Origin of the sequence: Pseudogemmobacter faecipullorum (assembly GCF_020539525.1) — a bacterium.
Taxonomy (GTDB): Bacteria; Pseudomonadota; Alphaproteobacteria; order Rhodobacterales; family Rhodobacteraceae; genus Pseudogemmobacter; species Pseudogemmobacter faecipullorum.
The window spans coordinates 318,808-343,889 of sequence record NZ_JACDXX010000001.1 but is presented as its reverse complement, the minus strand read 5'-3'; the positions used below and the strand labels follow the sequence as shown (position 1 = coordinate 343,889).

25 protein-coding genes and 1 pseudogene are annotated in these 25,082 nt (G+C 62.3%); 15 read left to right on the top strand and 11 right to left on the bottom strand.

Annotated elements, in window-relative coordinates; genetic code table 11:
* Positions 1-5 precede the first annotated feature (5 nt).
* The 7 genes from sdhD to H0485_RS01540 form a co-directional block, all read right to left on the bottom strand.
* On the bottom strand, positions 6-377 hold the full coding sequence (gene sdhD / locus H0485_RS01570; RefSeq protein WP_226933568.1) for a succinate dehydrogenase, hydrophobic membrane anchor protein: 372 nt from the start codon (positions 375-377) through the stop codon (positions 6-8).
* A gap of 11 nt (positions 378-388) precedes the next feature.
* On the bottom strand, positions 389-784 hold the full coding sequence (gene sdhC / locus H0485_RS01565) for a succinate dehydrogenase, cytochrome b556 subunit (RefSeq protein WP_226933567.1): 396 nt from the start codon (positions 782-784) through the stop codon (positions 389-391).
* 297 nt (positions 785-1,081) lie between these two features.
* Positions 1,082-1,732 carry a TorF family putative porin gene (locus tag H0485_RS01560; RefSeq protein ID WP_226933566.1) on the bottom strand — a complete coding sequence of 217 codons (651 nt, stop codon included), beginning with the start codon at positions 1,730-1,732 and terminating at the stop codon, positions 1,082-1,084.
* A gap of 134 nt (positions 1,733-1,866) precedes the next feature.
* Positions 1,867-2,895, bottom strand: coding sequence for a MaoC family dehydratase (locus tag H0485_RS01555; protein WP_226933565.1), 1,029 nt, complete (start codon positions 2,893-2,895; stop codon positions 1,867-1,869).
* 98 nt (positions 2,896-2,993) lie between these two features.
* A complete protein-coding gene (locus H0485_RS01550; protein ID WP_226933564.1) occupies positions 2,994-3,197 on the bottom strand; it encodes a DUF1737 domain-containing protein in 204 nt (67 codons plus the stop codon).
* 5 nt (positions 3,198-3,202) lie between these two features.
* Positions 3,203-3,742, bottom strand: a complete 540-nt coding sequence (locus H0485_RS01545; RefSeq protein WP_226933563.1) for an NnrU family protein — start codon at positions 3,740-3,742, stop codon at positions 3,203-3,205.
* 57 nt (positions 3,743-3,799) lie between these two features.
* Positions 3,800-4,660 carry an HpcH/HpaI aldolase/citrate lyase family protein gene (locus H0485_RS01540; RefSeq protein WP_226933562.1) on the bottom strand — a complete coding sequence of 287 codons (861 nt, stop codon included), beginning with the start codon at positions 4,658-4,660 and terminating at the stop codon, positions 3,800-3,802.
* A 274-nt stretch (positions 4,661-4,934) separates the two neighbouring features.
* Here H0485_RS01540 and H0485_RS01535 point away from each other — a divergent pair, with 274 nt between their 5' ends.
* Complete coding sequence (locus tag H0485_RS01535) at positions 4,935-5,126, top strand: CsbD family protein (protein ID WP_226933561.1); 192 nt, start codon at positions 4,935-4,937, stop codon at positions 5,124-5,126.
* A gap of 300 nt (positions 5,127-5,426) precedes the next feature.
* Here the strand turns inward: H0485_RS01535 and H0485_RS01530 are convergent, their stop codons facing one another.
* On the bottom strand, positions 5,427-6,179 hold the full coding sequence (locus H0485_RS01530) for a sulfite exporter TauE/SafE family protein (RefSeq protein ID WP_226933560.1): 753 nt from the start codon (positions 6,177-6,179) through the stop codon (positions 5,427-5,429).
* A 177-nt stretch (positions 6,180-6,356) separates the two neighbouring features.
* Between H0485_RS01530 and mdh the strand changes: the two genes are divergently transcribed.
* From mdh to lpdA, 13 genes and pseudogenes are all read left to right on the top strand, one after another.
* Positions 6,357-7,319, top strand: coding sequence for a malate dehydrogenase (mdh, locus tag H0485_RS01525; protein WP_226933559.1), 963 nt, complete (start codon positions 6,357-6,359; stop codon positions 7,317-7,319).
* Between the two features lie 118 nt (positions 7,320-7,437).
* A complete protein-coding gene (locus tag H0485_RS01520) occupies positions 7,438-8,064 on the top strand; it encodes a trimeric intracellular cation channel family protein (RefSeq protein ID WP_226933558.1) in 627 nt (208 codons plus the stop codon).
* 86 nt (positions 8,065-8,150) lie between these two features.
* Positions 8,151-8,315 (top strand): hypothetical protein, encoded by a 165-nt coding sequence (locus H0485_RS01515; protein WP_226933557.1) that lies wholly within the window; start codon positions 8,151-8,153, stop codon positions 8,313-8,315.
* Positions 8,316-8,393: 78 nt separating this feature from the next.
* A complete protein-coding gene (pepT, locus tag H0485_RS01510) occupies positions 8,394-9,623 on the top strand; it encodes a peptidase T (protein WP_226933556.1) in 1,230 nt (409 codons plus the stop codon).
* Complete coding sequence (locus H0485_RS01505; RefSeq protein WP_226933555.1) at positions 9,620-10,294, top strand: class I SAM-dependent methyltransferase; 675 nt, start codon at positions 9,620-9,622, stop codon at positions 10,292-10,294. Before pepT ends, H0485_RS01505 begins: the two co-directional genes overlap by 4 nt.
* 185 nt (positions 10,295-10,479) lie before the next feature.
* A complete protein-coding gene (locus H0485_RS01500) occupies positions 10,480-11,673 on the top strand; it encodes a hypothetical protein (protein ID WP_226933554.1) in 1,194 nt (397 codons plus the stop codon).
* A 222-nt stretch (positions 11,674-11,895) separates the two neighbouring features.
* Positions 11,896-13,089 (top strand): ADP-forming succinate--CoA ligase subunit beta, encoded by a 1,194-nt coding sequence (gene sucC, locus H0485_RS01495; protein WP_226933553.1) that lies wholly within the window; start codon positions 11,896-11,898, stop codon positions 13,087-13,089.
* Between the two features lie 111 nt (positions 13,090-13,200).
* Positions 13,201-14,085 carry a succinate--CoA ligase subunit alpha gene (gene sucD, locus H0485_RS01490; RefSeq protein WP_226933552.1) on the top strand — a complete coding sequence of 295 codons (885 nt, stop codon included), beginning with the start codon at positions 13,201-13,203 and terminating at the stop codon, positions 14,083-14,085.
* 150 nt (positions 14,086-14,235) lie between these two features.
* The gene (locus tag H0485_RS01485) at positions 14,236-17,199 is read left to right on the top strand and encodes a 2-oxoglutarate dehydrogenase E1 component (RefSeq protein WP_226933551.1); all 2,964 of its coding nucleotides are present in this window, start codon (positions 14,236-14,238) and stop codon (positions 17,197-17,199) included.
* Positions 17,200-17,270: 71 nt separating this feature from the next.
* Positions 17,271-18,521: pseudogene (gene odhB, locus H0485_RS01480) on the top strand (2-oxoglutarate dehydrogenase complex dihydrolipoyllysine-residue succinyltransferase); the annotation flags it as partial.
* A gap of 93 nt (positions 18,522-18,614) precedes the next feature.
* A complete protein-coding gene (locus H0485_RS01475) occupies positions 18,615-18,833 on the top strand; it encodes a hypothetical protein (protein WP_226933550.1) in 219 nt (72 codons plus the stop codon).
* Positions 18,833-19,246, top strand: coding sequence for an MAPEG family protein (locus H0485_RS01470; RefSeq protein ID WP_226933549.1), 414 nt, complete (start codon positions 18,833-18,835; stop codon positions 19,244-19,246). Before H0485_RS01475 ends, H0485_RS01470 begins: the two co-directional genes overlap by 1 nt.
* A gap of 168 nt (positions 19,247-19,414) precedes the next feature.
* Positions 19,415-20,803, top strand: a complete 1,389-nt coding sequence (gene lpdA / locus H0485_RS01465; RefSeq protein WP_226933548.1) for a dihydrolipoyl dehydrogenase — start codon at positions 19,415-19,417, stop codon at positions 20,801-20,803.
* 130 nt (positions 20,804-20,933) lie between these two features.
* Here lpdA and H0485_RS01460 read toward each other — a convergent pair whose 3' ends face one another.
* The 3 genes from H0485_RS01460 to zapE form a co-directional block, all read right to left on the bottom strand.
* Positions 20,934-21,404 (bottom strand): copper chaperone PCu(A)C, encoded by a 471-nt coding sequence (locus H0485_RS01460; protein ID WP_226933547.1) that lies wholly within the window; start codon positions 21,402-21,404, stop codon positions 20,934-20,936.
* 63 nt (positions 21,405-21,467) lie between these two features.
* On the bottom strand, positions 21,468-21,827 hold the full coding sequence (locus tag H0485_RS01455) for a hypothetical protein (RefSeq protein WP_226933546.1): 360 nt from the start codon (positions 21,825-21,827) through the stop codon (positions 21,468-21,470).
* Positions 21,828-21,887: 60 nt separating this feature from the next.
* Positions 21,888-22,979 carry a cell division protein ZapE gene (zapE, locus tag H0485_RS01450; RefSeq protein WP_226933545.1) on the bottom strand — a complete coding sequence of 364 codons (1,092 nt, stop codon included), beginning with the start codon at positions 22,977-22,979 and terminating at the stop codon, positions 21,888-21,890.
* A gap of 185 nt (positions 22,980-23,164) precedes the next feature.
* On the opposite strand from zapE, the gene H0485_RS01445 reads away from it, so the two are divergent.
* The gene (locus tag H0485_RS01445) at positions 23,165-25,069 is read left to right on the top strand and encodes a methyl-accepting chemotaxis protein (protein ID WP_226933544.1); all 1,905 of its coding nucleotides are present in this window, start codon (positions 23,165-23,167) and stop codon (positions 25,067-25,069) included.
* Positions 25,070-25,082 lie beyond the last annotated feature (13 nt).

The following is a 25,082-nucleotide window of genomic DNA, read 5'->3' as shown; positions in this document are numbered from 1 at the left end:
GCCTCTCAGAGCGCGAGCTTGAGCAGGGCATAGAACCCTGCGGCAATCAGCAGCCAGGCAACAGCATTGGCCAGCATGATCAGGGCTTCACGGGTGAAGCCATGGGTGTAATCCTCAAAGGTCGACTGGATGCCTTTTGCGAAATGGCGCAGGCCGACGAAGAGGAAGAGCGCGGTCAGGATGGCCACGCAGGGATTGGCGAAAGTGGCGCGCACATCGGCAAGCGGGCCACCGATGGTGCGGGCCAGCACGAAGATGAACGCCGGGACCAGGAAGACCAGCGCCCAGCCGGAAACGGTCATCGCAATGTGATGCGCGGTGCCGGAACGGGCAGCACCATGGCCTTCGGCACGTTTGCGGGGGGTCAGGTAACGCATGTTCATAACCCTCAGAAGATAGCGACGATGACGGTCAGCACGGTCAGAACCGTGGCACCGGCAAACATAAGCAGGCCCAGCTTTTCAGCGGTGCCGATTTCCATGCCCTTGCCGGCGTCAAACAGGAAGTGACGCAGCCCGCCCAGCAGGTGATACCAGGCCGCCCAGGCCGACAGAACAAAGATCAGCGTGCCGAGCCAGGAGGTGACCAGCCAGTTCACGCAGGCGAACAGATCTTCCGACACGGCCGCGGCAAAGATCCAGGCGGTGATCAGCGCGATCGAGCCGATCAGGGCGATGCCGGTGATGCGAACCATGATCGATGAGATCGAGGTGATCTGCGGCCGGTAATAGGGGCCGATCATAAACGGGGAAAGGGGCCGCTCGACCCGTTTTGGTGCAGACATCTTCAGTCCCTTCGTCGCTGGCTGAGCTCTGCTCCGGGTCCGCCGAGAACTGAGCGTTCCGATAGAGCGCGCTTCGATATATCGCTGGTCATAGCGATTTTATCAGCCGAGTCACGAGGGGCAATGCCGCATTTGCAAACCGTCCCGGTCTCCCGGATCAATTTTTACTATTTATGTGATCACATGTGTCGGCGCTGTGATCACAGGCGCAGCGTCTGACTGTGATTCCCCCTGAAGGCCTGGGATCACAGCCAGAGATTGCGAGGTCTCAGCGTCTTACGGGCTGGCAGGCCAGGGTTATCGGGTGAAGAGGGTGGTATCCCAGGCCAGCTGCAGCCGGATATAATCGTCATATTCCTCGCCATCATAATAACGCAGGCCGAGGCTGACCTCATCCGACAGGGCATATTTCACCCCGGCTTCCCATTCAGAGAAGCTGCCCAAGCCCTCGTCATATTTGCCCCAGTAGATATCGAAAGTCAGTTTATCGCCGGCGGTGATCCAGGGGTTGATATAGGCGCTGCCATTGCCGCTTTCGGGGTCGTGATAGACCTCAAAACCGATGCCGAATGTGTCGGTGGCATTATAGCCAAGCGCGAGGACGATCTCGCCATAATCTGCGTCATCCACCTGAGGATAGACATAGTAATAATAGCTGAGATCGTAAGAAATCTGGCCGCTTTCGCCGCGATAGCCGAAGTAAAGATCGATCTCGTTGGAATCGTCCCAGTCGGTCAGCTCGGCCCAGATCCCGCCGTAAAGCCCGTTGTAATCCAGCTCCAGATAGCCGTTGAGATCGGTTTTGGAGGGGCCGTCGTCATTTTTGGTGTAATATTCCAGCGCGGCCCCGCCATAGAGATTCAGCTCCTGGGCGGCTGCGCCGGTGATCGGAATAAGGCTGCAAAAAAACGCGGCCCCCAGGCCACAAATGTACTGTTGCTTCAACATAATTGTCTCCTCGCTTCAGGTGGCTGAACCAGCCTGAAGCGAGGCAGCTGCGTCGCGCAAGATTTATTCTACATCCGCGTAATAAGCCGTTGAACAGATGTATAACAAGCACAGGTTGTGCCGGCCGGGGCGGGTCAGAGCGGGATCAGCGCCCAGTAATCCAGATCCAGCAGCACTTCGGGCAGGTATCTGCCATCCTCGCCTTTCAGGGCAAAGGGCGCCGCGCCCTGTTTGACCGCCACCAGCCGCAGCCGCAGCGCGCCGACGCCGGGGGCAGGGGTCTCGGCTTTGTCGAGCACTTCCGACCAGGCCCGGACCGTATCACCCGAGAAACAGGGATTGGCATGGGCGCCGCCGTTCAGTGCCACGATCATCTGCGCATTGGCGAGGCCATTGAACGAAAGGGTGCGCGCCAGGCTGATCACATGGCCGCCATAGATCAGCCGCCGCCCATCCTCGCGCTGGGTCACATCGAAATGCACTTTCGAGGTATTCTGCCACAGCCGCGTGGCCAGCATATGCTCGGCCTCTTCCACGGTGATGCCATCAATATGGTCGATTTTCTCGCCGATGGCATAATCGCCCCAGCGATGCGGCTCCCCCGCCAGGGCGAAATCATAGCGGCTGAAATCCAGCCCCTCCGGCACCACCAGATCGGCGGCGGCCACGGCTTTTTTCAGCTCCGGCACCACCGGATCAGCGGCCGGCACATCGCGGCGCTTTTTCACCATCACCCAGCGGCTGTATTCCAGCACCACCTCATCATGCTGGTTAAAGCCACGGGTGCGGACATAGAGCACGCCGGATTTGCCGTTCGAATTTTCTTTCAGCCCGATTACTTCGGATTCCGCGCGCAGCGTATCGCCGGGCCAGACCGGCTTCAGCCAGCGCCCCTCGGCATAGCCAAGATTGGCCACCGCATTCAGCGAGACATCCGGAACGGTTTTGCCAAAGACGGTGTGGAAGGCGATCAGATCATCAAGCGGGCTGGCCGCCAGACCAGAGGCGCGGGCAAATTCATCCGAGGAATAGAGCGCAGCCCGCGCCGGATAAAGCGCGTGATAAAGCGCCCGCTCGCCCGGACCAATACTGCGCGGTACCGCATGACGCAGCACCTCGCCGAGCTGATAATCTTCGAAATAACGGCCCGGATTGGTTTTCATCGCGGCCTCCCCCCTTATATGCCAGAGCAGCTTCTGCCTGGTGGAAAACAACCGGGGGAGGCCCTGTCAGGGGCCGGGGGGCTGGCCCCCTCTGCCCCTTAGTGCTGGCCGAGTTTCACATCGGGCGAATAGTCACCCTCGACCTCTTTCACCACCGCCTGACCGCAGCGCATCACGCCGTTAGAGGCGTCAAAAGCATAGGTTGGCGGGCCGTAAAGCTCCCAGCCTTTTGCCAGCGCGGCCGAGACCTTGTGGCAGAAGGCGGCAGTGTCATCCTCGGTAAGAAAACGATAGAGTTTCATGCAGTTCACCCAAAGACCGGATAGCCAAGGGCTTTATGCACGAGGGCTGCGCCGCCGAAAACCAGAACCGTGCCGAGCAGGGCGAAAATCTCGAATTTTGCCGGTTTAGCCGCGGGGCGGATCCAGGGGCCCTCATCGCGGCTGATCACCACCATCTGCAGCAGGGCCCAGATCAGCAGGCCGCCAAACAGCAGGAACGAGGGCGTGTCGCCATTGACCAGAAGATGCGCCACCGCCCAGAGCACCACGCCCCAGAGCAGAGGATGGCGGATATGCCGGGCGAGGGCGGTTTTCATGCCATGGGCGGCGGCGAAATAGACCGCGATCAGCACCAGCAGATTATTGATGCCGGTCAGCATCGGATCCCGGCCCCAGTAGAAGCTGCCCTCATAGGCGCGATAACCAAAGATCATCAGCGCAAGCGCCGCCAGGTTCAGCAGCGCCGTACCGGCCTTGCCGCCGATGCGCTGGCGCAGATCCGGGGCAAGGCGGATCATCAGATGAGAGGCGATCCAGAGGATCAGGCCGAGAAGCAAAAGGACCATGGCGACAGGCTCCGGTGATTTACGAGGGGGTCAGGGCTCTTCCTGCCCGCTTCTGCCTCACTTTTCCAGAGCGCCGATTGCCTCAGCCTTACGGATCAGGGCGCGGGCGGTAACGATATGCAGATTCTCGACAATCCGGCCATCGACCACCGCCACGCCGCCGCCCTCTGCCGCAACCGCCTCAAAAGCCGCGATCTGGCGGCGGGCCAGATCCAGCTCTTCGGGCGAGGGGGCAAAGGCCGCATTGGCAATCGCCAGCTGCGCCGGATGGATCAGGGTCTTGCCATCAAAGCCCATATCGCGGCCCTGTTCGCATTCGGCGCGCAGTCCGGCTTCATCCTTAAAGGCGTTATAGACGCCATCAATCATCATCAGACCATGCGCCCGGCCTGCCAGCAGGCACAGCCCCAGCCCGGCCTGCATCGGCAACCGGTCGGCGCGGAACCGCGCGCCCAGCTCTTTCGCCAGATCATTGGTGCCCATCACCATGCCCTGCAGCGCCGGATGGGCAGCGATCGGGGCGGCATTCAGCATGCCCTGGCAGGTTTCCATCATCGCCCAGAGCGGAACTCCGGGCGCCAGCTCGGCCACAGCATTGAGATCGGCAGGGCTGTTTACCTTGGGCACGAGGATGGCATCGATCTGCGTGCCGGCCCTGACGGCCTTCGCCAGGGCTGCCGCATCCTCGCGGCCCCAGGGGCTGTCAAAGCCATTGATCCGCACCACTTTCAGCCGGTTGCCGTAATCGGTTCCGGCCAGAACCCCGGTCAGCAACAGGCGGGCGGCCTGTTTTTCCTCGGGCGCCACCGCATCCTCGAGATCGAAGATGATTGCATCGCAGGCCAGCTCGCGTGCCTTCTCAAGCGCGCGCTGCCGCGAGCCGGGAATATACAGGACCGAACGGCAGGGGCGGGTCATGGCGGATTCCTTTGAAATAATCTTGCGTCTCAAAGCACGAAATTGACGCTTCCGGCAAGGCTTCAGTTGCCGCAATGCAGAAAAATCTCGCATCGTGGCGGCCTGGCCTGACCTGCTGGCCCGGCTGACGCTGCGTCATCGGCCGGATATCGCCGGATTTACTGCCTGGCGCTGCCTGGCCTCGGGCGGCGGGGAACCTCTGGCGCAGCGGCGGCGTTTCCCCGGGCAATCAGTCACCCGCTTCGGTGATCACATCTTTCAGAAGGAGTTTGCCATGAGCAGCACCAGTGACAAGATCAAAGGTCTCGCCAACGAAGTTACCGGCAATGTGAAACAGGCGGTTGGCAAGGCCACTGGCAATGAAAAGCTGCAGGCCGAAGGCGCCCGCCAGGAGCTGAAAGGTGAAGCGCAGCAGGCGCTTGGCAAGGCCAAGGATGGCGTAAAAAAGACGATTGATAAGGTCTGACGACCTGCCAGGTCTGAGGGGCGGAAGGCCGGGAGGTCCGGATCTGCCCTCAGAGCCGCAGCGCTGCCCGGTCAGGAGAGGCTGACCCGGACAGGCTGACCGGCAGAAGATCCCAGGGCCAGAGATTCCAGGCCTGAACTTCACGTTCCGGAATGGTCTGCGTGCCTCGTCGCAGACCGGGCGGTTCTCCCTCCGTCAAACCGGCGCAGGTCTGGTGGGGAGAGGCATCAGCCGATGCCTCTCCCCCGTTAATTCTGTGAGGCATCAGCGAAGGGGTGACCGGGGCAATCTCAGCCCCTTTCACCAGAACAGTTCGCCCGAGGCGTCAAACGCCAGCTTCAGCGAAATGATGAGCAGCGCCCAGATCACGAGGCGAAAGAACAGCTTCGGCGGCAGCAGGCGGGTCAGCCTGACCCCGAGCGCGACCCCGGCCAGCGCAGGAAGCGTCAGCAGCGCCGCCAGTTTCAGATTGCCGGTGCCCAGCTGGCCAAGCGCATAATAAGGCAGCAGTTTCACCGCATTGATAATGGCAAAGGCAATGGTCGATGTGCCGGCAAAGATGGTCTTTTCCATCCGCAGCGGCAGGGTATAGACCTGCCAGGGCGGCGCGCCGGAATGGCTGACAAAGCTGGTGAAGCCGGTCAGCGTGCCCCAGAACAGACCAGGGGCCACCTTCGCCTCGCGCGGCGACCCCTCACTGCCGGGGCGCAGCAGGGCATTGGCGGCAAAGACCAGGCCGATCACCCCGATCAGCAGCCGCACCGCCGCCTCGGGCACATAGCTTGCCGTGGCCCAGCCAATGGCAATGCCGGCCACTGCGCCGGGGATCACGATCCGCAGCACCCGGGCGTTAAACGAACCGCGCCAGGCCCAGAGGCCGAACATATCCGAGACCACGAAGACCGGCAGCAGCAATCCGGCGGCGACAACCGGTGAAATGCTCAGCGCCATCACCGGCACCGCCAGCGAGCCGAGCATCGGCAATCCGCCCTTGGAGAGGCCAACCAGCAGGGCTGCGATCACTGCCACGGCCCAGAATTCAGGCGTCTCCATTTTTAAGCCTTTTCTGCCAGGGATGGTGTTACCGCTAAACTGCACTCGCGCCGGACGGAAGCAGGATAATTCCTGCATACAACGGCATACAAGGGGCCCGGGCCGCTGGACACAGCGGCTTTATGGGATTAGGCCACGCTCGAAACCCTTCCGCGACCCATCATCGGAGAGACTCCCATGGCACGTCCCAAGATTGCCCTTATCGGCGCAGGTCAGATCGGCGGCACCCTCGCCCATATCGCAGCTCAGAAAGAGCTGGGCGACGTTATCCTGTTCGACATCGCTGAAGGCGTGCCGCAGGGCAAAGCCCTCGACCTCGCACAATGCGGCCCGGTCGAAGGCTTTGACGTCGCGCTGAAAGGCGCCAATTCCTATGAAGATATCGCCGGCGCTGATGTCTGCATCGTCACCGCAGGCGTGCCGCGCAAGCCGGGCATGTCGCGTGATGACCTCCTCGGCATCAACCTCAAAGTGATGAAATCGGTCGGCGAAGGCATTGCGAAATACGCGCCGAACGCTTTCGTGATCTGCATCACCAACCCGCTCGACGCCATGGTCTGGGCTTTGCGCGAATTCTCGGGTCTGCCGCATGAGAAAGTCGTCGGCATGGCTGGTGTGCTTGATTCGGCGCGCTTCCGTCACTTCCTGTCGCTGGAATTCGGCGTTTCGATGCGCGATGTTTCGGCCTTCGTCCTTGGCGGCCATGGCGATACCATGGTGCCGCTGACCCGTTACTCGACCGTCGGCGGCATCAACCTGCCCGACCTCGTCGCCATGGGCTGGACCACCCAGGAAAAGCTCGACGCCATCGTGCAGCGCACCCGTGACGGCGGCGCCGAGATCGTTGGCCTGCTGAAAACCGGCTCGGCCTTCTACGCTCCGGCGGCTTCGGCGATTGAGATGGCGGAAGCCTATCTGAAAGACCAGAAGCGCGTGCTTCCGGCCGCTGCCTATGTCAAAGGCGCTTACGGCCTCGACGGCATGTATGTCGGCGTTCCGACCGTGATCGGCGCGGGCGGCATCGAGCGCGTGGTTGAGATCAAGCTCAATGATGAAGAAAAAGCCATGCTCGACAAGTCGATCGACGCTGTCAAAGGCCTGGTCGCGGCCTGCAAAGGCATCGATTCCTCGCTGGCATAAGCGGCACAGATCTTAGGATCTGATGAACATGGCGCGCGTCTTCCCTCTGGGGAAGGCGCGCGCTTCTCATTTCCTTGCTGACAGGACAGGATAGGCTGCAGCTTTGGTGGGGAATGGGATGAACTGGCTCGCCGCGGATTACAGCCATCTGGTCTGGTGGCTCGATATTGTGGGGATCTATATTTTCGGCCTCTCCGGCGCGATGCTGGCGGTGCGCCGCGATCTCGACCTGTTCGGCATCATCGTGCTGGCCACGGCGGCGGCCACCGCCGGGGGCGCGATCCGCGATATGATGATCGGCGATCAGCCCGCTGCCATGCTGCGCGAACCCTCTTATCTGGCCTCGGCCTTTGCCTCCGGGGTGACGGTCTTCTTCTTCCACCGCCTGATCGAGCGCGCCAATCGCCCGGTGATGCTGATGGATGCGATTGGCCTCGGGGTTTTTACCGTGGCCGGCACTTCCAAGGCACTGGCCTTTGGCCTTTCTCCGGCGGCGGCCTGTCTGATCGGCGTGCTGACGGCCTGCGGTGGCGGGATGCTGCGCGATCTGCTGGTCACCGAAATCCCGCGCGTGCTGCGCGAAGAGGTCTATGCTGTGGCCGCCGCTGCCGGAGGCGGGCTGGTGGTGCTTGGTCATGCGCTGAACTGGCCGATCGTGCTGACTGCCTGCGCCGGGGCCGGGCTGACTATTGCCATCCGGCTGATTGCCATGCGCTATGGGCTGCGCATTCCCCGGGCCCGCTGACCCCTGCCTGCCGCCTCTGGCCAGACCCTTGCCCCCGCCGCCCGTTTCGGGCAATCCAGATCCCAGATACTGAAAGGAAATCCGCAATGGACTATTCCAAATCCGGCGCCCAGAAACCGGCCAAAGACAGCCATCACGCCCTGGACCTGACGCGCCGTGGCGCGCCTAAGGGTAAAGCGGCCGAGGCCGATAAGAAAAATGCCCTGCTCGAGCGGATGAAAGCCGCAGCAGCGGCGCGCAAAAAGGACTGATCCTGCTCATCTGTCCTGAAATATCCCGGGGGTGAGGGGGCAGCGCCCCCTCTCATCTCTGCCAAACGGATATGCGCGATGTCTGATCTGATCTCCGAGCTTGAGGCCCGCCTCACCCGCTATTGTGCCATCGACAGCCAGAGCGATGCCGCAAGCCACAGCCAGCCCTCGACCGCTGTTCAGCTGGATATGGCGCGGCTCTTGCTGGCCGAGCTGGAAGAGATCGGCGCCAGCGATATCCGGCTGACCGATTACGGCGTGGTGCTGGCGACGATCCCGGCCACTGCCCCGGGGCCGGTCATTGCCTTCCTCGCCCATATGGATACCACGCCGCAGTTCAATGCGACCGGGGTGAAGCCGCGGGTGATCCGGGGCTATAATGGCGATGCCATCTCTTTCCCCGATAATCCCGCGCTCAGCCTGACGCCGGAACATTCCCCCGCTCTGAGCGCGCGCATCGGCCATGACCTCGTCACCGCCTCGGGCACCACTCTGCTCGGCGCTGATGATAAGGCGGGGATTGCGATCATCATGGCGGCGGCGCGCCGTCTGATCGCGGAACAGCCCCGGCACGGCAAAATCCGCCTCGCCTTTACCCCCGATGAAGAGATTGGCCGCGGCGTCGATCCGCGCCTGCCCGCTGATATCGGCGCCGATTTCGCCTATACATTCGACGGCGCCAATCCCGGCGAGATCGAATATGAAAGCTTCTCGGCCGATGGCGCGGTGATCCGGATCAAAGGCGTTTCGATCCATCCCGGCTGGGCAAAGGGAAAGATGGTCAATGCCATCAATCTCGCGGCAAAGCTGATCGCGGCTCTGCCCCAGGCGACGATGCAGCCCGAGGTCACCGATGGCCGCGAGGGCTTTATCCATCCGGTCGAGATGACCGGCGGCTCCTCCGAGATCGAGATCCAGCTGATCCTGCGCGATTTTGAGCGCGAGGGACTGGCTGCTAAGGGCGCGATGCTGCGCAAAATCTGCGAGGCGATTGCCGCGACCGAGCCGCGCGCTGAGATCAGCTGCGAGATCACCCCGCAATACCGCAATATGCGCTATTGGCTCGAGCAGGATATGACCCCGGTCGAACTGGCGCACAGGGCGGCCAAAGATATCGGGCTTGAGCCGGTCTCGGTGCCGATCCGGGGCGGCACTGATGGCTCGCGCCTGACCGAGCTGGGCCTGCCTTGTCCCAATCTCTTCACCGGTATGCAGAATATCCATGGCCCGCTCGAATGGGTCAGCCTGCAGGATATGGCCCAGGGGGTGGCGCTGATGCAGGGCATCGTGAGCCGCGCGGCAAAATGAGCCTCGCCTCGCCCTATCTTAAGCCCGGCTTCTATGAGGATGCCCTGGCGCGCGGTAAGCACCGCGATATCGTTGGTGGCCGCTGGGAGGAAACCGCGCTGCATCAGATGCAGGTGATCCTCGATGAGGGGCTGGAGCGGCAGGATCATTTTCTCGATATCGGCGCGGGCTGTCTGCGCCTTGGCCACCGGCTGATCCCCTGGCTGGAGCCGGGGCGCTATCAGGGCACCGATGCCTCCCGCCCGCTGATGCTGCGCGGCTATGAGCAGGAGCTGAGCCCGCAGGCGCGGGCCAGGCTCTCGCCTGATGACCTGATTGAGGACAGCGCCTTCGCCTTTCCCGGGGTCCGGGCTGACACCACATTTGCTTTATGCTGGGGCGTCTTTACCCATCTCCCGGCCGCCGGGCTGCGCCCGGCGCTGGTCTCGCTGCGTGCCGCCTGCCCAAAGCTGCGCCGGTTCTTGATGACGGTGTTTCTCGCCCCCGATGATCATGAGGGCGGCTTTCGCCAGCGTGATGGCGTGGTCACTCATGCGGCGCGCCCGCCCTATCACCGCAGCGCGGCGGCGGTTGAGGCCGATGCGGATGCGGCGGGTTTCGCGCTGCGCTGGCGTGAGGATCTCCTGCCGCGCGGCCAGGCGCTTGCGGTTCTGACGCCGCGCCCCGGCTGAGATCTTTTTGCCTCCGGCGGGGATATTCTCAGACAGATAAAGGGCAAAGCTGTCGCGCCTTTTCATCTGTCCATAAATATCCCGGGGGTCTGAGGGGGCAGCCCTCCCCGGGCTTACCTGACTTGACGCCTCTTCCCCAGGCCCGCATCCTCGCCCGCAGCTGATGATATGCAGGGGATTTCCTGATGCGCCGTATTCTGCTTGCCACCGCTCTTGCTCTGCTGCCCGGCCTCGCCCTGGCCGATCCGCTGGATCTGTCACGCCAGATCGGGGCGCAGGGACTGGCCACGACCGGGGCCGGGCTGGCCGCCGTGGCCAGCCCTGCGGCGGATCAGCAGTTTGCCCTCGCCGGGATCCGTTTCCTCGGTGCGGTTGAGCGGGCGCTGCAGCTGCGCTGGCAGGTCGGGCTCGAGGCCGACTGGACCGAGCTGCCGGTGTTGCGCCTGCCGATCCCGGCCAATCCTGAGGCCCGCGAGATCAGGGGCGCGGATATCACCGCGCTGCTGGGCGGGATCATCGCGGATATGGAGGGCGCGCGTCAGGCCCTGCCCGCAGAGGGCGCTGATTTCGCTCTTGAAATCGATCTGGCCGATCTGTGGTTTGACATCAATGCCAGCGGCGGCCGCGATGCCGGAGAGGATCTGGTGACAGTGGCCGGTCTGGCGCTTGGCTTTGGCGGCAGCTGGCAGCCAAAGCCCGGTGAACTGGTGATCCGCTTTGACAGTGCCGATGCCGCCTGGCTTGAGGCCTATACCCATCTGCTGGCCGGGCTTGCCACCACGATCCAGGCCTATGACCCCGGCCCGGCGACCGATCGTATCGTTAACGCCAGCAAAGAGATCTATGCGCTCTGGGGTGAGAGCCAGCCCGATAATGCCTGGGATATGCTGTTTGGCAAACAGGTCGACCGGCTGACCATCCTGCTCAGGGCGATGGAGCAAAAGCCTGATCCCGCGCTGGCGAAAGCGGCGCATGATCATTTCCTGAAGATGATCAGCGCCAATCGCCGCTTCTGGCCGCTGGTGCTGGCTGAAAGCGATAATGACCGCGAATGGGTGCCGAATGAGGCCCAGGTCTCGGCGCTGGGGATCGCATTGCCTGAGGGCACGGTCGCGCATTGGCAGGCGGTTCTGACCGAGGCCGAGCAGGTTCTGAACGGCGCGCTGCTGATCCCGCACTGGCGCTATGGGGCCGAGGCCGGGATCAATCTGAAGAAGCTGTTCGATGACGCTCCGGCGATTGATCTGATCGGTATGATCCAGGGCGAGGCGCTGCTGCCCTATGCAGAAAAAGGCCCGCTGATGTCGGGGCAGGCCTGGTCGGAATTTGAGCGGATGATGCAGGGCGATGCCCTGATGATTGCAGTGTTTTTCAACTGAAAACACCCGGTTCGAATCAAGGGCCCCGAGGCTTTCGGGCCAGCCTGACGAAGGGGGGAGTGATCACAGGTCTGAGACTTGTGATCACAGTTTTAAAATTCGTGATCACAAAGTGCGAAAATCCGCTGCTTTCCTTGCGGCAGGCCATGAAAGCTTTGGCTATATCGGGGCAATCGTGGCAGAAGGTCGCAGAGTTTAGCTTCGAACACGGGAAACCGCCCCATGAATATCCACGAATATCAGGCCAAGGCGCTTCTCCGCTCTTATGGCATTCCGGTATCTGACGGCCGGATCGTCCTGAAAGCTGAGGAAGCCAAGACTGCAGCCGGCGAGATGGACGGCCCGCTCTGGGTTGTGAAATCGCAGATCCATGCAGGCGGTCGCGGCAAGGGTAAATTCGTTGAGGCGGAAGCCGGCGAAAAGGGCGGTGTGCGCCTGGCGAAATCGGTTGAGGAAGCCGCTGAATTCGCGCGCCAGATGCTGGGCCGCACCCTCGTGACCATTCAGACCGGTCCGGCTGGTAAGCAGGTGAACCGTGTCTATATCGAAGAAGGCACCGATATTGAGCGTGAGCTCTATCTGGCGCTGCTGATTGACCGCCAGACCTCGCGGGTGTCGATTGTCGCCTCGACCGAAGGCGGTATGGATATTGAGGAAGTGGCGCATTCGACCCCCGAGAAGATCGTTTCCTTCTCGGTCGATCCGGCGGCTGGCTTCCAGGATTATCACGGCCGCCGCGTGGCCTTCTCGCTGGGCCTGAAGGGCGCGCAGATCAAGCAATGCGTCGGCATCGTGCGCAATCTCTACAGGCTGTTCATCGACAAAGACATGGACATGCTCGAGATCAACCCGCTGGTGGTGACCACCGAGGGCGGCCTCAAGCTGCTTGATGCGAAAATGGGCTTTGACGGCAATGCGATCTACCGTCACCCCGATATCGCAGCTTTGCGCGACGAGACCGAGGAGGATCCGAAGGAACTCGCCGCCTCGAAATTCGATCTGAACTATATCGCGCTCGATGGTGAGATCGGCTGCATGGTGAATGGCGCAGGCCTCGCCATGGCAACCATGGATATCATCAAGCTCTATGGTGCTGAGCCGGCAAACTTCCTCGACGTTGGTGGCGGCGCCACCAAAGAGAAAGTCACCGAAGCCTTCAAGATCATCACCTCGGATCCCAATGTCAAAGGCATCCTGGTGAATATCTTCGGCGGCATCATGCGCTGCGATATCATCGCCGAAGGCGTGATTGCTGCGGTGAAGGAAGTTGGTCTGGAAGTGCCGCTGGTGGTCCGTCTGGAAGGCACCAATGTCGAGCTGGGCAAGAAGATCATCAATGAAAGCGGTCTGAATGTGATCGCCGCCGATGATCTGTCGGATGCCGCGCAGAAAATCGTCAAGGCCGTCAAGGGCTGAGACTGACCGGGGGCGGGCGACCGCCCCCTCGTCTCAGATCTGACCCGGGAATATTGCGGCAGACGGAAACGCCGGACCTGCTGCGAAACAACGCTTTACAAGGAGGCCAGCATGGCCGTTCTCGTTAACAAGGCTACCAAAGTCATCTGCCAGGGCATCACCGGCTCGCAGGGCACCTTCCACACCGAGCAGGCCATTGCTTATGGCACGCAGATGGTGGGCGGCGTGACCCCGGGCAAGGGCGGCTCTGAGCATCTGGGCCTGCCGGTCTTTGACTCGGTGCATGAGGCCGTGGCGCGCACCGGCGCGGATGCAACCGCGATCTATGTGCCGCCGCCCTTCGCCGCCGATTCGATCCTCGAGGCGATCGATGCCGAGATCCCGCTGATCGTCTGCATCACCGAAGGCATTCCGGTTCTCGACATGATGCGCGTCAAGCGCGCCCTCATCAATTCGAAGTCGCGCCTGATCGGGCCGAACTGCCCGGGCGTCATGACCCCGAACCAGTGCAAAATCGGCATCATGCCGGGCTCGATCTTCACCCCGGGTTCGGTGGGCGTGGTCTCGCGTTCGGGCACGCTGACCTATGAAGCCGTGAAGCAGACCACCGATGTGGGCCTCGGCCAGTCCTCGGCGGTTGGCATCGGTGGCGACCCGATCAAGGGCACCGAGCATCTCGACGTGCTGGAAATGTTCCTGGCTGATCCGGAAACCACCTCGATCATCATGATCGGTGAGATCGGTGGCTCGGCCGAGGAAGAAGCGGCACAGTTCCTGGCTGATGAGAAAAAGCGCGGCCGCTGGAAGCCGACTGCTGGTTTCATCGCTGGCCGTACCGCGCCTCCGGGCCGCCGCATGGGCCATGCCGGTGCGATCGTTGCCGGTGGCAAAGGCGATGCGGAATCGAAGATCGAAGCGATGCTGAGCGCCGGCATCGTCGTCGCCGACAGCCCGGCAACCCTGGGCCAGGCTGTGCTGAAAGCAATCAAAGGCTGAGCTGATGCTCCTCCGGCAACGGAATCGTGAAACTTTCTGTCCGGCAGTGCTTTGCGGCACTGCCGTTCAGGCGTTTGCGGCCCCGGCCCGGACCATGTCGCGGCTGCGCGGCATTAACACTGCAATCTCCCTGGGATCGAGGATCCTGTCATGACCGACCAATCGCCTAATGCCGCCTATCAGGCTTCTTCCTTCATGGACGGGGCCAATGCCGATTATATCGACCAGCTTCAGGCCCGCTATGCTGCCGATCCGAATTCGGTGGATGCCGCCTGGGCTGAGTTCTTCCGTGCCCTCGGGGACAGTGAACAGGATGCGCGCCGCGCCGCCGCCGGCCCCTCCTGGGCGCGCAGCGACTGGCCGCCCCAGGCGAATGACGATCTGACCGCGGCGCTGACCGGCGAATGGCCGGTGGCCAGCCCGAAGGAAAGCAAGGCTGCCGGGGCAAAGATCGCCGCCAAAGCCGCCGACCAGGGGGTGAACCTGACCGAGGCGCAGCTGCAGCGGGCGGTGATCGATTCGATCCGCGCGCTGATGATCATCCGCGCCTTCCGGATCCGGGGCCATCTGGCCGCCGATCTTGACCCGCTGAATATGCGCGATGAGAGCAATCACCCGGAGCTGGACCCGGCCTCCTATGGTTTCAGCGAAGCCGATATGGACCGCCCGATCTTCATCGATAATGTGCTGGGCCTGACCCATGCCTCGATGCGCCAGATCCTCGACATTCTGAAGCGTACCTATTGCGGCACTTTCGCGCTGCAATACATGCATATCTCGGATCCCGAACAATCGGCCTGGCTGAAAGAGCGGATCGAGGGCTATGGCAAAGAGATCGCCTTCACCCGTGAGGGCCGCCGCGCCATCCTCAACAAACTGGTTGAGGCCGAGGGCTATGAGAAATTCCTCCATGTGAAATACATGGGCACCAAGCGCTTTGGTCTGGACGGCGGCGAGGCGCTGATCCCGGCGATGGAGCAGATCATCAAGCGCGGTGGTCAGCTCGGCGTCAAAGAGATCGTGATCGGCATGCCGCACCGTGGCCGCCTGAACGTTCTGGCCAATGTGATGGGCAAGCCCTACCGCGCCATCTTCAACGAATTCCAGGGCGGTTCCTATAAGCCCGAGGATGTGGATGGTTCGGGCGATGTGAAATATCACCTCGGTGCCTCCTCCGACCGCACCTTTGATGATAACACCGTGCACCTGTCGCTGACCGCCAACCCCTCGCACCTCGAAGCCGTGAACCCGGTGGTGCTGGGCAAGGTGCGCGCCAAGCAGGACCAGTTCAGCGACCAGGCTGAGCGGATCGCGGTTCTGCCGATCCTTCTGCATGGCGATGCGGCTTTTGCCGGTCAGGGCGTGGTGGCGGAATGCCTTCAGCTCTCGGGCATCAAGGGCCACCGCACCGGCGGCTGTCTGCATATCATCGTCAATAACCAGATCGGTTTCACCACGGCGCCGCATTTCTCGCGGACCTCGCCCTATCCGACCGATATTGCCCTGATGGTGGAGGCGCCGATCTTCCATGTGAACGGCGATGATCCCGAAGCGGTGGTGCATGCGGCGCGTATCGCCACCGAATTCCGCCAGAAGTTCCACAAGGATGTGGTGCTCGACATCTTCTGCTACCGTCGCTTTGGTCACAACGAAGGCGATGAGCCGATGTTCACCAACCCGGCGATGTATAAAAACATCCGCAAGCAGAAAACCACGCTGCAGCTTTATACCGAGCGGCTGGTGGCGGACGGGCTGATCCCGGAAGGCGAGATCGAGGATATGAAGGCCGCCTTCCAGGCGCGTCTGAATGAGGAGTTTGAGGCCGGTAAGGACTTTAAGCCGAATAAGGCGGACTGGCTGGACGGGCGCTGGAAATCGGTGGGCCGCAAGGATCTCAACAATTACCAGCGCGGTGAGACCTGGATCTCACCCGAGACCTTCGCCGAAGTGGGCGCGGCGCTGACCCGGGTTCCGGCTGATTTTGAGCTGCATAAGACCGTTGGCCGGTTGTTCGAGGCCAAGAAGAAGATGTTCGAGACCGGCAATGGCTTTGACTGGGCAACGGCAGAGGCGCTGGCCTTTGGCTCGCTGCAGGTTGAGGGCTTCCCGGTGCGTCTCTCGGGGCAGGACTGTACCCGTGGCACCTTCTCGCAGCGCCATTCCGGCGTGGTCGATCAGAATACCGAAGAGCGCTACTATCCGCTGAACCACATCCGCCCCGGCCAGGCGCGGTATGAGGTTATCGATTCGATGCTGTCGGAATATGCGGTTCTGGGCTTTGAATATGGCTATTCGCTGTCCGAGCCGAATGCGCTGACGATCTGGGAAGCGCAGTTTGGCGATTTCGCCAATGGCGCGCAGATCATGTTCGATCAGTTCATCAATTCGGGCGAGAGCAAATGGCTGCGGATGTCGGGCCTTGTGGTCCTGCTGCCGCATGGCTTTGAGGGCCAGGGCCCCGAGCACAGCTCAGCCCGGATGGAACGCTTCCTGCAGAATTCGGCGGAAGAGAACTGGATCGTGGCAAACTGCACCACTCCGGCGAACTACTTCCATATTCTGCGCCGCCAGTTGCATCGCGACTTCCGCAAGCCGCTGATCCTGATGACGCCGAAATCGCTGCTGCGCCATCCGATGGCGATTTCGTCGGTCGATGATTTCACCAATGGCTCGACCTTCCACCGCGTGCTCTGGGATGATGCGCAGAAGGGCAATTCCGAGCTGGTGCTGAAGGCCGATGACCAGATCCGCCGCGTGGTTCTGTGCTCGGGCAAGGTCTATTACGATCTGCTGGCCGAGCGTGATGCCCGTGGTCTGGACGATGTCTATCTGTTGCGTGTTGAACAGCTTTACCCGGTGCCGACGGTGGCGCTGACGGCCGAGCTGTCGCGCTTCAGCAAGGCTGATTTCGTCTGGTGTCAGGAAGAGCCGAAGAACCAGGGCGCCTGGTCCTTCATCGAGCCCTCGCTGGAAGAGCTGCTGACCCGGATCCGTGGCACCACCACCCGCGCTTCCTATGCTGGCCGGGTGGCTTCGGCCTCGCCGGCGACCGGCCTGGCCTCGCGCCATAAGGCCGAACAGACGGCGCTGGTTGCGGCAGCCCTGGCAGAGTGAGTTTTGCCCCCGCGCCGTATCCTGCGCGCGGGGGATTTCGAAATCCGGACGAATGCCCCTGAACAGCAGGCGGCTATGGAGAAGAGAAAATGACTGACGTAATGGTTCCCGCGCTTGGCGAATCCGTTTCCGAAGCAACGGTGTCGACCTGGTTCAAAAAGGTCGGTGATTATGTGAAGCAGGATGAGATGCTCTGCGAGCTGGAGACCGATAAGGTTTCGGTCGAAGTGCCCTCGCCGGTGGCCGGTGTTCTGGCCGAGATCATCGCCCAGGAAGGCGAGACCGTTGGTGCAAGCGCCCGTCTGGCCATTGTGACCGAAGGCGCGGCGGGCGCAGCCCCGGCGCCTGCGGCTGCCAAAGCAGAACCGAAAGCGGCACAGGCTGCCGAAGCGGGGCAGCCGGGCGCGCGTGCCGATGTCGAAGATGCTCCGGCGGCGAAAAAAGCCATGGCCGAGGCGGGCCTGGCGCGTGACGCGGTTCAGGCTACCGGCCGCGATGGCCGGGTGATGAAAGAAGACGTGGCCCGCGCGGTTGCCGGTGCCTCGGGTGCGGCAGCGGCGGCAGCAGCTCCGGCCCCGGCTGCAGCGGCGATCCCGCGCGCCCCGGTCCCGGCCGATGATGCGGCGCGCGAAGAGCGGGTGAAGATGACCCGTCTGCGCCAGACCATCGCCCGCCGTCTGAAAGACGCGCAGAACACCGCCGCGATGCTGACGACCTATAATGAGGTCGATATGTCGGGCATCATGGCTTTGCGCAATCAGTACAAAGACCAGTTCGAGAAGAAGCACGGCACCAAGCTGGGCTTTATGTCCTTCTTCGTCAAAGCCTGCACCCATGCGCTGAAAGAAGTGCCTGAGGTCAATGCCGAGATCGACGGCACCGATGTGGTCTATAAGAACTACGTCCATATGGGCGTGGCCGTGGGCACGCCCTCGGGCCTGGTCGTGCCGGTGGTGCGCGATGCCGATCAGATGGGCTTTGCCGCGATCGAGAAGAAGATTGCCGAGCTGGGCCTGCGCGCCCGTGACGGCAAGCTGACCATGGCAGAAATGCAGGGCGGCTCTTTCACCATCTCGAATGGCGGCGTCTATGGCTCGCTGATGTCCTCGCCGATCCTGAACCCGCCGCAATCGGGTATCCTCGGCATGCATAAGATCCAGGACCGTCCGGTCGTCGTGGGCGGTCAGATCGTCATCCGCCCGATGATGTATCTGGCTTTGTCCTATGACCACCGCATCGTTGACGGCAAAGGCGCGGTGACCTTCCTCGTGCGCGTCAAAGAGGCGCTGGAAGATCCCCGCCGCCTGCTGATGGATCTCTGATCGCGACAGGGCAGGGCGGAACCTTTCAGGCTCCGCCCGCCTTTCTCCCCCGGGCAGGGGCTGCTGTGGCCCCTCGGGATACTGGAGAAGATGATGGAACAAGTTCTTATTCGCGCCGTGGCAACCAGCCTGAATGTCTCAGATCCGGCTTTTGGCGATACCGGGATCAGCCTGCTTCAGGCCTGGAGCGTGGAAAGCGGCGGATATCTGTTCCTCTGTGAGGTCCAGGATGCGGCAGCTGCAAAGGACTGGCTGAAAAACCAGCAGGCGCTTGGCCATGTGACTTCCGCCGAATTCGTCAGGACTTTGTGATGCGCGGAGAACTGACGGCTCTCACCCTTGTTGTTCTGCTGCAGGTTCTGGCCATTTTCATCGCCGGGGCGCAGATGAATCGTGAACTGGGGGCGAAGACCAATGCGGGCCCGCGTGATCACATGCCTGAGGGCTCACCCCTGCTTGGCCGTCTGCGCCGCGCGGTGAACAATGGCTTTGAGGGGCTGGCGCTCTTTGCGCCGCTGGTGCTGATTGTTGTGATCACCGGCAAGGCCTCGGATCTGACCCTCTGGGCAGCCTGGATCTATCTGGCTGCGCGTCTGGCCTATATACCGGCCTATGCTATGGGGCTGGCCCCCTGGCGTTCGCTGATCTGGGGCCTCGGCCTGGCGGCGACGCTGCTGATCGGCTTTGTGGCACTGTTTGCCGGCCCTGCAGTGCAGGGGATCTGATTATGCAGGCCGTGGTCAGCCCCTTCACCCCCATCCTGGGATTTGCAGATCCGCTGTCGCTGTTCCTGCTTCTTCTGCAGATGCTGTTCTGAAATTCCGATTTAAAACTATCCCCGGAGATCCGACTGCGCGACCGCCCGGATCTTCGTCACCACAAGGAGACCATCCATGGCAGATTTTGACGTCATCGTGATCGGCGGCGGCCCTGGCGGCTATGTCGCGGCGATCCATGCGGCACAGCTCGGCCTTAAAACCGCATGCGTTGAGGGCCGCGAGACCCTTGGCGGCACCTGCCTCAATATCGGCTGTATCCCCTCGAAAGCGCTGCTGAATGCCACGCATCACCTGCATGAGGTGCAGGAGAATTTCGAGAAAATGGGCCTGATGGGGGCCAATCCGACCGTCGATTGGGAGCGGATGCTGCGCTACAAGGATGATGTGGTCTCGGGCAATACCAAGGGCATCGAATTCCTGTTCAAAAAGAACAAGGTGACCTGGCTGAAGGGCTGGGGCTCGATCCCGGCGGCAGGCCAGGTGAAAGTGGGCGATGAGCTCCATAACGCCAAAAACATCATCATCGCCACCGGCTCGGCCGCGAGCGTTCTGCCCGGCATCACCGTGGATGAAGAGGTGATCATCACCTCGACCGGCGCGCTGAGCCTGCCGAAAATCCCGAAATCGGTCGTGGTGATCGGCGCCGGTGTGATCGGGCTGGAAATGGGCTCGGTCTATGCGCGTCTGGGCGCCAAAGTCACCGTGGTTGAATATCTCGACGAGATCACCCCCGGCATGGATGGCGAAGTGGCCAAGAGCTTCCAGCGTCTGCTGAAGAAGCAGGGCTTCACCTTCGTGCTCGGCGCGGCGGTGGAAGTGGTCGAGCGCACCGCCAATGGTGCGAAAGTGGCCTGGAAGCTGAAGAAAAACGACGCCCCAGGCGAGATCGAGGCCGATGTGGTCCTGGTCGCCACCGGCCGCAAACCCTATACCGAGGGTCTGGGCCTTGAGGCGCTTGGCGTTGAGATGCTGCCGCGCGGCCAGATTAAAGTGGATGCGCACTGGCAGACCAATGTGCCGGGCATTTATGCCATTGGCGATGCGGTGCCGGGCCCGATGCTGGCGCATAAGGCCGAGGATGAGGGCATGGCGGTGGCTGAGGTGCTCGCCGGCAAGCATGGTCATGTAAATTACGATGTGATCCCGGGCGTGATCTATACCACCCCGGAAGTGGCTTCTGTCGGCAAGACCGAAGAGCAGCTCAAGGCCGAGGGCCGGGCCTATAAGGTCGGTAAATTCCCCTTCATGGGCAATGCCCGCGCCAAGGCGATCTTCCAGGCCGATGGCTTTGTGAAGCTGATCGTGGATCAGGAAACCGACCGGATCCTCGGCTGCCATATCATCGGCCCTTCGGCGGGCGATCTGATCCATGAGGTCTGCGTGGCGATGGAATTCGGCGCCTCGGCTCAGGATCTGGCGCTGACTTGCCATGCCCATCCGACCTATTCGGAAGCGGTGCGCGAAGCGGCCCTGGCCTGCGGTCTCGGCGCGATCCACGCCTGATCCGCTTTCGGGTTTATTGGTAAAAAGAAGGGGCGGATCGCAGGATCCGCCCCTTTTAATCTGCGCGCTACCCGGCCGCTTTTGCTGCCGGTGCCGGGCCATGCCAGGCACCGGCTAGGCTAGGCTAGGCTTAATGGCCGCTGTGATCTTCGGCGGCTTTCGGCGCATCGACCGAGAATTCCACCGCAACCTTGCCGGCTTTCTCGAAGATCAGCGTCGCCGGGATGCGTGCGCCCTCTTCCAGCGGCTGGGTCAGACCCATCAGCATGATGTGATAGCCGCCACGCTCCAGCGTCACGGTCTCACCAGCCGGGATATCGAGCCCCTCAAGATGGATCATTTTCGTCACGCCGGCGGCATCGGTCTCAACCGTATGCAGCTCGGCTTTCGCTGCCGCATCGGTCTCGACCGCGATCAGCCGGTCGGCGGTCGTGCCGTTATTTTCGAGCGAGAGATAGCCGCCCGCTGATTTTGCGCCTTTGGCCGGGGTGGGGATGAAAGGGTGGCCAATCGCGATATCGCCAGCGCTGAAGCTATGGGCAAGCGCCGCAAAAGGGGTGAGCGCAAGCGCCGCGCAAAGGGCGAGGATACGGGTTTTCATATGATTTACCTGTGATGTCTGAAGAGATGTTCCGGGGGAAGGGCTCCGCCCGGGTGGATCAGTTCAGAGCATCGGCGGCGCGCGGGCACCGAGCGCGGGATCGCGCTCATGCGGGCGTGGGCTATCGGGTTTGCCCGGGATAATCCGGCCCAGCAGCCGGAAACCGACCGGTGCTGCCAAGGCGAGTGCCCGCGGCAGGGGCGCTGCGCCCTGCGCCAGCGGGCAGAGCGGGCAGCTGTCACCGCCAGGATGGCCCGCGCCGCCACAAAGATCGCCAAGATCGCCGCCCGAAAGCAGATAGCCGCGCAGCGCCTCTTCCTGCTCTGACGGCGCGCGATGGCCAAAGGCGACAGCGGTCATCGACAGGCCAAGCACAAGGCTGACCAGCAGGGTCGTCAGACGATGGCGCAATATCCCGGTCATCGCGGCGCAATCTGCCCTATCCAGAAGCGCGGTGCAATGCGACAGACCGCGCTGGGGCCCTCAGGCCTGATCCTGCCCCCAGGCCGCATCCTGCATCTCGCGCAAGCGGCTGGCGGTACGCTCAAATTCAAAAGAGCCGGTGCCTTCGAGATACAGCCGTTCCGGCTCATCCGCCGCCGAGGCGATCAGTTTGACCTTCGCCTCATAGAGGGCGTCGACCAGGGTAACGAAACGCTTGGCCTCATTATAGTTTGAGGCTGAGAGCTGGGGAATATCCTCAAGGATCAGCACCCGGCAGGCCCCGGCAATCGCGAGGAAATCCCCCGCCCCCAGCGGCCGCGAGCACAGGTCAAAGAAGCTGGCCCGGCCAACGCCGCTGGCAAAGCGCGGCAGTTCAACCTCGCGCCCGTTGACCGGCAGGCGCAGCACCTCTCCCTGTGCGGCCCCGGTCAGGTCGCTCCAGATTGCATCGATCCGGCCACGGCTGGCGCCAGCGGGCTGGAACCAGACCTGCGCCCCGGTCAGCCGGTGCTGGCGGTAATCATTGGCGCTGACGATTTCATGCACGGTCAGCCTGTCGCGCAGCATGGCGATGAACGGCAGGAACAGCTGCCGGTTCAGCCCGTTCTTATAGAGATCCTCAGGCGGGCGGTTTGAGGTGGTCACGATCACCACCCCGCCGGCGAACAGTTTCTCAAACAGCCGTCCGACGATCATCGCATCGGTGATATCGGTGATCTGCATTTCATCAAAGGCGAAAACGCGGACAGTTTTAATGATCTCTGCCGCCACCGGGGCCAGCGGATCCTCGGTGCCGCGCTGCCGGGCCGCATGCATGGCGTGGTGGATTTCCTGCATGAAAGCATGGAAATGCACCCGGCGCTTTTCGGTGATCGCGGTGGCCTCGACGAACAGATCCATCAGCATGGATTTGCCGCGCCCGACCCCGCCCCAGAGATAGATCCCCGGTGGCGGCATGGGCGGCGCCTTGCCAAACAGGCCGGACAGCAGGCCCCCCCGGCGCGGCTTCTGGGTCTCGAGCCAGAGGCGCAGCTCCTCCAGCAGCGGCAGGACAGCGCGTTGCGCCGGATCCGGGCGCAGGCTGCCATCGGCCACGCGGGCCTCATAAATCTCGGTCAGGCTTTGTCGCATGCCCTCCTCTAGCAGCGCCAGGGCAGGGGGGGAAGATCCCGCCGGGCGTGGCCGCGTTTTCCCCGGGCTGCAGGGCGGTACCGCCGTCAAAATAGCGACAAGTTGAGACACCCTCTGAATGCTAACCGAATTTAAAGGCCTGGCCGCGATTCTGCCGGGGATTGTTCACACTCCAGGGGTTCCCGATGAAACGCCTCGCTTCCCTCGGCCTCGTGTCGAAACTGACAGGTATCTCGCTGCTGATGTTCCTGCTCGTCGGCGGGGCCGGGGCGATGCTTTCGAGCATTAAGGTCGAGGAAGTGGTGGAGGAACGGCTGAGCGCCCTGATCCGCATGGCCTCGCGCATCACCGCCGAAATGGCCCATAGTGCCTATCCGGATCTGCAATATGAGATTGATGACACTGGCAATATCAGCAAGGCGACCTGGGATCAGATACCGAATTTCACCGAGCACAGCCTGGTGGATCAGGCCAGCCGCGTTGCCGGCACGCAATTCTCGATTCTGCGCTGGGATGAGGCGCGCGGGGATTTCTTTCGCCTGACCACCAGCCTGATCAATGACCAGGGCCAGCGCTGGGTTCAGTCGCCGCTTGGGCCTGACCATCCGGCGCGGCAGGCTTTACTGAGTGGCAAACCCTATGCCGGCCCGGCCGGGCTGTTTGGCAAAACCTATTCGGTCTATCTGATTCCGATCCTTGGCAGCGATGGCAAGGTGCGTGGGATTTTATGCAATTTCGTGCCCGAGGCGGTGCTGCGCGGCGGGCTGATTCAGGCCAAAATGCAGGGGCTGGCCGCCGTCACCATTGCCTCGCTGGTCGGGGCGCTGGTGCTGTTCTTTGCCAACCGCGCTTTGCTGCGCCCGCTTGGTGCTTTGTCTGTCGTACTCGAGCGGATCCGCTCGGGCGATACGAAACTGGAAGTGCCCGCCCTGTCGCGACATGATGAGATCGGCACTTTCGCCCGCGGATTTGAGGACTGGCGGCGCTCTGTTGAGGAGGCCGAGGCGATGAGCGCCGAGGCAACCCGGCGCGAGGCTGAGCAGAGCCGGGTGGTGCGCGATCTCTCTGAATCGCTGGCAAAGCTGAATACCCTGGATCTGACCGCCTCGATCGCCAATCCCTCCCAGGATCCCTTCCCCTCCCGATATGAGGCATTGCGCAGCAATTTTAATGGTGTGGTCGATATTCTGGCCGAGACCATGGTGATGATCCGCCAGATTGGCAGTTCGATTGATACCGGCGCCGCCGAATTCAATGCAATTGCCCAGGATATGTCGAACCGGACCGAGACCCAGGCGGCAACGCTTGAGGAAACCGCAGCGGCGCTGAATGAGCTGACGGCCAGTGTGCAGTCGACCGCCGAGAATGCCGCCAGCGCCGATAGCCAGATGGCCGAGAACGGGCGCCAGGCGGAGGAAAGCGGTCAGGTGGTGCACCGGGCGATCACCGCGATGGAGCAGATCGAACAAAGCTCGCGCCAGATTACCCGGATCACCGATGTGATCGATGATATCGCTTTCCAGACCAATCTGCTGGCGCTCAATGCCGGGGTCGAGGCGGCGCGGGCGGGCGAGGCCGGCAAGGGCTTTGCCGTCGTGGCCTCGGAAGTGCGCTCGCTGGCGCAAAGGGCCTCAGAATCGGCGCGCGAGATCAAGCGGCTGATCAGCCAGTCCACCGAACAGGTCGAGGCCGGATCGGCGCTGGTGCATGAGACCGGCACCGCGCTTAACCGGATGATTGAGCGGATCCATTCTGTCACCACGCTGATCGCCGATATCGCGGCATCGGCGCGCGAACAGTCGCTGGGGCTGTCTGAAATCAATACCGGGGTGAAGCAGCTCGATGAGGTGACCCAGCGCAATGCTGCGGTGGTGGTGCAAAGCACAACCTCAAGCGATGCTTTGCATAATGACCCGACGCGGCTCAGCGAAACCCTGGCGCGTTTTACCGTGCCGGCGGGCGCGGATCAGGCGGCACGTGCCCTGGCCCCTGTGGCCGTCCGGGTGCCGGTGGTGGCCGATGCCTGGAAGCCGGTGCCAATGCAGCGGACCGGAACCGATGATGGCGCGGGGCAATGGGAGGATTTCTGAGCCCTGGCCGGTG